General features: G+C 61.5%; 3 protein-coding genes. All 3 read right to left on the bottom strand.

Translation table 11 applies throughout. The features are described from left to right. The coding region (locus VEZ52_RS13110; protein WP_324837209.1) for a vWA domain-containing protein at positions 1–1,977 on the bottom strand (1,977 nt) is incomplete at its 3' end. A gap of 54 nt (positions 1,978–2,031) precedes the next feature. Then, the gene (locus VEZ52_RS13115; RefSeq protein ID WP_324837210.1) at positions 2,032–3,129 is read right to left on the bottom strand and encodes a sel1 repeat family protein; all 1,098 of its coding nucleotides are present in this window, start codon (positions 3,127–3,129) and stop codon (positions 2,032–2,034) included. Between the two features lie 3 nt (positions 3,130–3,132). After that, positions 3,133–5,719, bottom strand: a 2,587-nt coding sequence (locus tag VEZ52_RS13120) for a virulence factor SrfC family protein (RefSeq protein ID WP_324837211.1), incomplete at its 5' end; no start/stop codon positions are given.

Below are 5,719 nucleotides of genomic sequence, written 5' to 3' on the forward strand. Positions count from 1 at the left end.
GGGCAGCATGCTCAGCGGCACACGGTAAACCCAGTCGCCGGGGTTGGCCTGGCCGAAGCTTTCCCAGTTGGCGCGGTCGCGGTCATATTCCTCATACCGGGCAAGCCGGGATTTGAGGCGGTTGATAAAGGCCGTCTGCTCACCCACGCTCATGCGGTACCAGTCTTCCTCGCGCAGCAGCATGACGTCGCTCTTGTAGGGCAGGCCGTCCAGAAATTCGGAAAGCACGCCAAGTTCGGCCAGATTCTTGCCCTGCGTGGGCATGTTGGGGTCGCGGGCCATGCGGGTGGAGGCAGAAAGCACACCCTGGAAAAAGTCGCGCGCGTCAGTCTTTTTGGTGCGCTCGGCATTGTCGATGATGGCCTTGAGCTGGGCGCTCAGGTCGTTGAGCTGGTTCTTGGTCAGCAGTACGGCCACGTCAACGCTAGGGGTCTGCCTGCTCTTGGCAAGCTGGTTCAGATCCATGTCTGCAATCCAGGAATTTACCACGGAAGGCGCGGCATTTTCACGCGCCTTGCCGAGGTATTCAAGCTGCATGGCATAGCCGAGGGTCGCTGCCAGATTGGCGGCCTGATCTTCCGCAGAGGCTGTCTGCGGCTTTTCGTCCTTGGGCTTGGTCATGATCTTGCCTTCGGCGGTGTTCTTGACCATATCAAGCATGCCGGTGGCCAGAGTCTTGGTGATGGCGGCAAACTGCTCCGCTCCCTTGGCAGGCGTGGGTGCGGACACCACCAGATAGTTGGAGCGGTTGCCCGAAAGCTTGCTCAGCGCGCGGTAGCTCTGCTCCGCATAGGCGTGGTTGGCGTTGCCGCCGGGGCTTTTGAGGTGCAGGGCGGTAATCCAGATGCCCTTCTGGCGGGCAAAGTCGTTGACTTCGCTCGGGCCCATGGCCACCGAGGCAAACTTGTCGCCGCTCTTGAGCGGGCCAGCATCTGTGATCAGCAGGATAAGGCGCGAGGAGTAGTCGCCCCAGTTCAGGCCTTCCACGGCCTTGTACACGCCAGCCAGTGAATCCTCGTTGAAATCGTGGCTGGAAACCTTGGCTTCCTGCACTTTTGAAAGCTTGTCTTCAAGGCTTTTGCGGTCTTTTGCCGTGGCAAAATCGCTCACAACTTCGGTGGTATATTCCAGACCGGGCGTAGCCTTGGTGCTGCTGCGAAAGGCCACAACGGCAAAGCCCACGTTGTCGGTCATGTGATCTTTTTCAATCTTGTCGTATATCTGCCGAACCACGTTCAGGCTCTGGTCGATATAGGGCTTCATGGAAATGGTGGTGTCGATGACAAGGGCAATGCCGGTCTTGGGCGGGCCGTTCTTGCCGTCCTTGTTCTTGCCGTTGCCGGGGTCAATGGAGGCAACCCTCAGAAACTTGACGCCGTCAAAGGGGTCTTTCATGTCCAGTATGGGCATGAGATAGAAGCGCTTTTCAGACACTGCGCCCTGAGCGTCCGACGGCTCGCTGGCAAGGATGGGCATGGTTTCCGGCGCTGGCTGGTTGCTCTGCCGCAGGCTTGCAGCCTGCGCTTCAAGGGCATCGAGCCTTTTTTCCATGTCTGGCGCGGCGCAAAGTTCGTTCAGGCCTGTTTCCGTCTTGAAAAACAGCACAGGATCGCGCCCGGTGCGGGGCGTGAACAGCAGGGTGAGCGACTGGTTCCAGTCCGTGGCCTTGGCGGCTTCCATCCAGCCCTCGGGCTGCGCGGTAGAGGCACCAACCTGAATGTAGGCGTCCTTGCGGTCATAGACATACATAACCGTAAAGGGCACCACGCTTTTGCGCACCACGGCGCCATCGGCCTTTGGCTCGGCCAGCAGGGCCGCGCCGGGATGGCTGACCACCCGCTGGAACAGCGTTTTTTTGCCCTGCTGCAACAGGGGCGCGGCAGAAACGGTGGAAACAGTGCCAGCAATGCTGACGCCAAGGCCCAGCACCAGCAGGGCTACAAGGCAGCAACGGCGAAACATGGGCATGCAATACATAGTGAACTCCTCGCGGGATGCAGCAATTCCAGATCAAACTGCTCGGGGCCGCGTTTATTGCCAGTTTTGCAGCAGGGAGCGCGCTTCGGCATCACCCTTGGCCTCAAGGGCGCGGGCGTGTTCTTTCAGCGTGTCCAGTGCCGCCTTGGCTTGAGGCTGGCCCTTTTGCAGGGCCTGATCGTACCAGCGCTTGGCCTGCGTGAGGTCGGCGGGGATACTGCCGCGCGGCAGGGTGCTGGCCGGGTCGTAAAACTGACCCACAAGGAACATGGCTTCGGCATCGCCTTTCTGCGCGGCGTCTTCCAGCAGCAAAAATGCGGCGTCGCTTTCTTCCGGCTTGGCGTCGGCCTTGCGCAAGGGCTTTGCCATGGCAAGGCTCACGTCGGGCAGTGCCTGCCCGCGCAACTGTTCGCGCGCCGAGGCCAGGGGAGAAAGCGGCTGCTTGGCGGCATCCGCCCCTTGCTGCCCGGCGTCTCCGGGCTTGGGCTGGGCCTGATCAGCGCTTTGGGGCTTGTCCGCATTCTGCGTCTGCTCAGGGGGCGTGGGCAGGGGGGCTTTTTCCGGCTCGCGCAGCAGGAACCACCACGCGGCAACGCCTGCGGCAATGGCTGCAAGCACGAGCAGGAGCACAAGCCCGGCCTTGGCGCCGGGTTTGCCTTCTTCCTTGCTTGCCATTTCAAGCGGAGCTTCATGCTGCTGGGGCGCTTGCGGCTCCTCAAAAGCCAGAGGCGGCTCCGGCGATTCCAGCACTGGTTCCGGCTCCGGCTCGGGAGCGGGCGATGCGACAGGCGGGGGAGTCAGCGGAGCGCCAGCGCCCATGCCATGCCCGCCCGCAATGTTGGAATATACGAGCGATTTTACGGCAAGGGCGCAACTGCCCACGCCGCGCAGGCTGATACGGTAGGCATCGAGGTTGTCCACCTCGTCCACCACCGCAGGGCCAACGGCCAGCCGCAGGCTGTCGCCGTCATTATCCCAGGCATCGGGGGTGAGCAGGGTTTCGCTCTCCTGCCAGCCACGGGGGCCAAGGCATTTGCCGTCAGATGCCCGCAGCAGGGTAAAGCCGGGTTCGCTCACATCGCCTGCGTCAAAAATCTCGATGATGCCGTTGCCGGGGCCGCGCCCGGTATCGGCTGAAATGCTGGCGCGCATGGGTTATCCTTTGAAGGCCTGCAAAAGTTCGCGCAGGCGGTTGTTCTGTTCAGGGTTGACGCTCTGCTGGCCGTCAAAATCCACATTGGCCATAACGCTATAGGCCATGGCGCGCAGCCAGTCAGTATACCACAGGCGGTCATAGGGCGATTCTTCCTCGCCGATGCGGGGTTCTCCCTTGATTTCCTGCGGTGGGTCAAACAGGGGCACGCTTTTGCCGCCAAAAACAACGGTGCGCCGCGTCTGATCCTTGAAGCGTGGGTCAAAGCCCCACCAGTCCACAAAGGCGTTGATGGCATCCGCAGCAAGGCTCACCTGCTTCCACACGAGGCGCTCGCGAGCCATATTGCTGAATGCCGATGAGCGGCGCAGCTCAGCCTCCAGATTTTCGCGCAGCTTGCAGCGCGCTGCGGCCTGCACCAGCTCGTGGCAGAACTGGTCAAGTTCCTTGGCTGGCAGGCCAAGCTGGCCCCTGACTTCCACATCGTTGCAGAGGTCGCGCAGCCGCCCTGTCCAGTGGTCCATGACCATTCCGGCAAAGACCTGGGCGCTGTCCTTTGCTTCCGCATCGGCGGCGTCTGCCGCTGGCGCGGACACGGGAGCGTCGTCGCCAAAGATGTCGCCCAGAATGTCGTTGGCGGAAACACGCGCACCCACAACCTGAGCTGGCGCGGCGGCCTGGCCTTCATCCGGGCTTTGGCGGGCGTTGAGGCAGATTTCGTAGAGGTCAAAGTCGCGCACCTGAAGGCGGCGCAAAAATTCGCCAAAGAGCTGCCTTTCCGCAACCTTGGCCATCTGCGAAACCAGCAGGCGCGAGAGCTGTTCCTTTTGTCTGCGCAGTTCTTCCCTGTCGTCCGTGCGATAGAAGGGTGCAAGCCCGGTGCGCAAGCGTTCGCATTTTTCGGCAAGGCTGCCGCTGATCTGCTGCCGCTTGAGTTCGGGGTTGCACAGGGGCCGCAGGCTCTGGCGCAGCAGGCCCACGCCGCCGTCGTTGAGCGTCATGGCTGCCTGCCAGGCCCGTTCCGGGTCAGCCACATGCTTCTGCACCAGTGGCGATTGCATGAAGGACTGGCGCACTTCTTCCACAAAGGCCTGTTGTTCCTGCCGGATGCCGGTTTCGCGCCTGTCGGCGTAATCGAAAATGGCCTCGCACAAAAAGTTGGGATTGCGCAGCAAAAAGACATTGTTGAAGGGGTGCGTGCCGTCCCAGTTTTGCGGCCAGTCGTGCACCTGACCGAAAAAGTTCACCAGCGAAGATTCCAGCCGGGTTGTCCAGCGGGTTTCCACTGAGGGCGATCCGGCTTTTTTTTCAAACTCCATGTCCATCTTGGTGAGCACAAAAAAGAGCGCTGGCGCTTTACTGGCGCGCATTTCAGGCGTTTCGCCGTGGGTGGAGCATATCCATTCATACACGGCCTGCGGCAGATCCTGCACTTCCTGCGTGCTGGGTCCGATGCAGAGCAGCATGCTGGTGAGCTCTTTTTCCTCGCGGTAGCGCTCAAAAAGGTAGGCCACCTTGCCGCGCAAAAAGAGTTCCTTGAGCATGTCCTTGCGACTGTCCAGCGCGGCGCGCAGATCGCTGAATTTGTAGCGCGCGCGGTAGCCGGGAAAGTCCAGCAGGTCGGTGTGGTCAAAGAAATCGTCGGGCTTTTCACGCATGTAGATGGTGATTTCCGCCGTGAGGGCCGTCACCAGCGCGCGCGGCAGGTCAGCCTTGCGGCCCTCCGCGCCCACAAGGGTCAGCATGTCTGTGGGCGGCTCGTTGAGGCCCTGCAACCGCGCCACGTCAATAATGCTGTTGCTGCGGGGTATGAGCGCGTCAATGGCGCAACATGCCTCGGCAGCGTTGCCGAGCTGGCGCAAGGCCGCGCCAAGCTGTATATACACTGCCTGAAATTCCGGCACGCCATCCCAGATCAGGCCCACAAGGCGGGCACGGTCTTCCAGCTCCAGACGGGGGGCCAGTTCCATGGCACGCACCCAGTAGCCGTTCTGGAGCATCTGCACTCTGGGGCGCGAAATGAAGTTTTTGTTCACATAATCGCGCAGTTCTTCCACATCGTCCAGGCTCATGCCGCCGGGTACGGGCGCAGACTGGGCGCGGCTCTGGAGGCTCTCCAGCTCCTTGGCGAGGGCCTCGGCATTGGGGGCGTCCTTGTGGTCGCAGTCCGCATAGTAGGTATTGGCGAGCACGCGGGCCACGTCAGTTTCTGAAAGCAGACGCAGACGGATGGGGTAGGCCTCTGTAACGCCCTCGGGCGGCGTGGTGGTAAAGCGCGTAACCAGCCCGGTGGATTCCTTGCCGCCCTCGGGGTTGATATCCTTGATGAAGTTGAAGGTCTGACCGCAAAAATCGGCCAGAAGCACCTTGTCCGCATCACTGGCAAGGGCCGAAATAAGGTAGGACTTGCCCGACTGGCTGGGGCCAAACACACCCACGCACATCTTGCGGCGGGCCGCCTGCTCGCACTTGCCGAAAAAGCGGGCCGCATGGCGCAGATCCTTTTGCAGGGCTGCGCGCTCGTTGCCCACAAGCTCGGAATTGTCCTGAAGCCATGCCCCTGCGGAACGGGAAGTTTCCGCCAGTTCG

This window comes from Desulfovibrio sp., from assembly GCF_035644575.1.
Lineage (GTDB): Bacteria > Desulfobacterota > Desulfovibrionia > Desulfovibrionales > Desulfovibrionaceae > Desulfovibrio.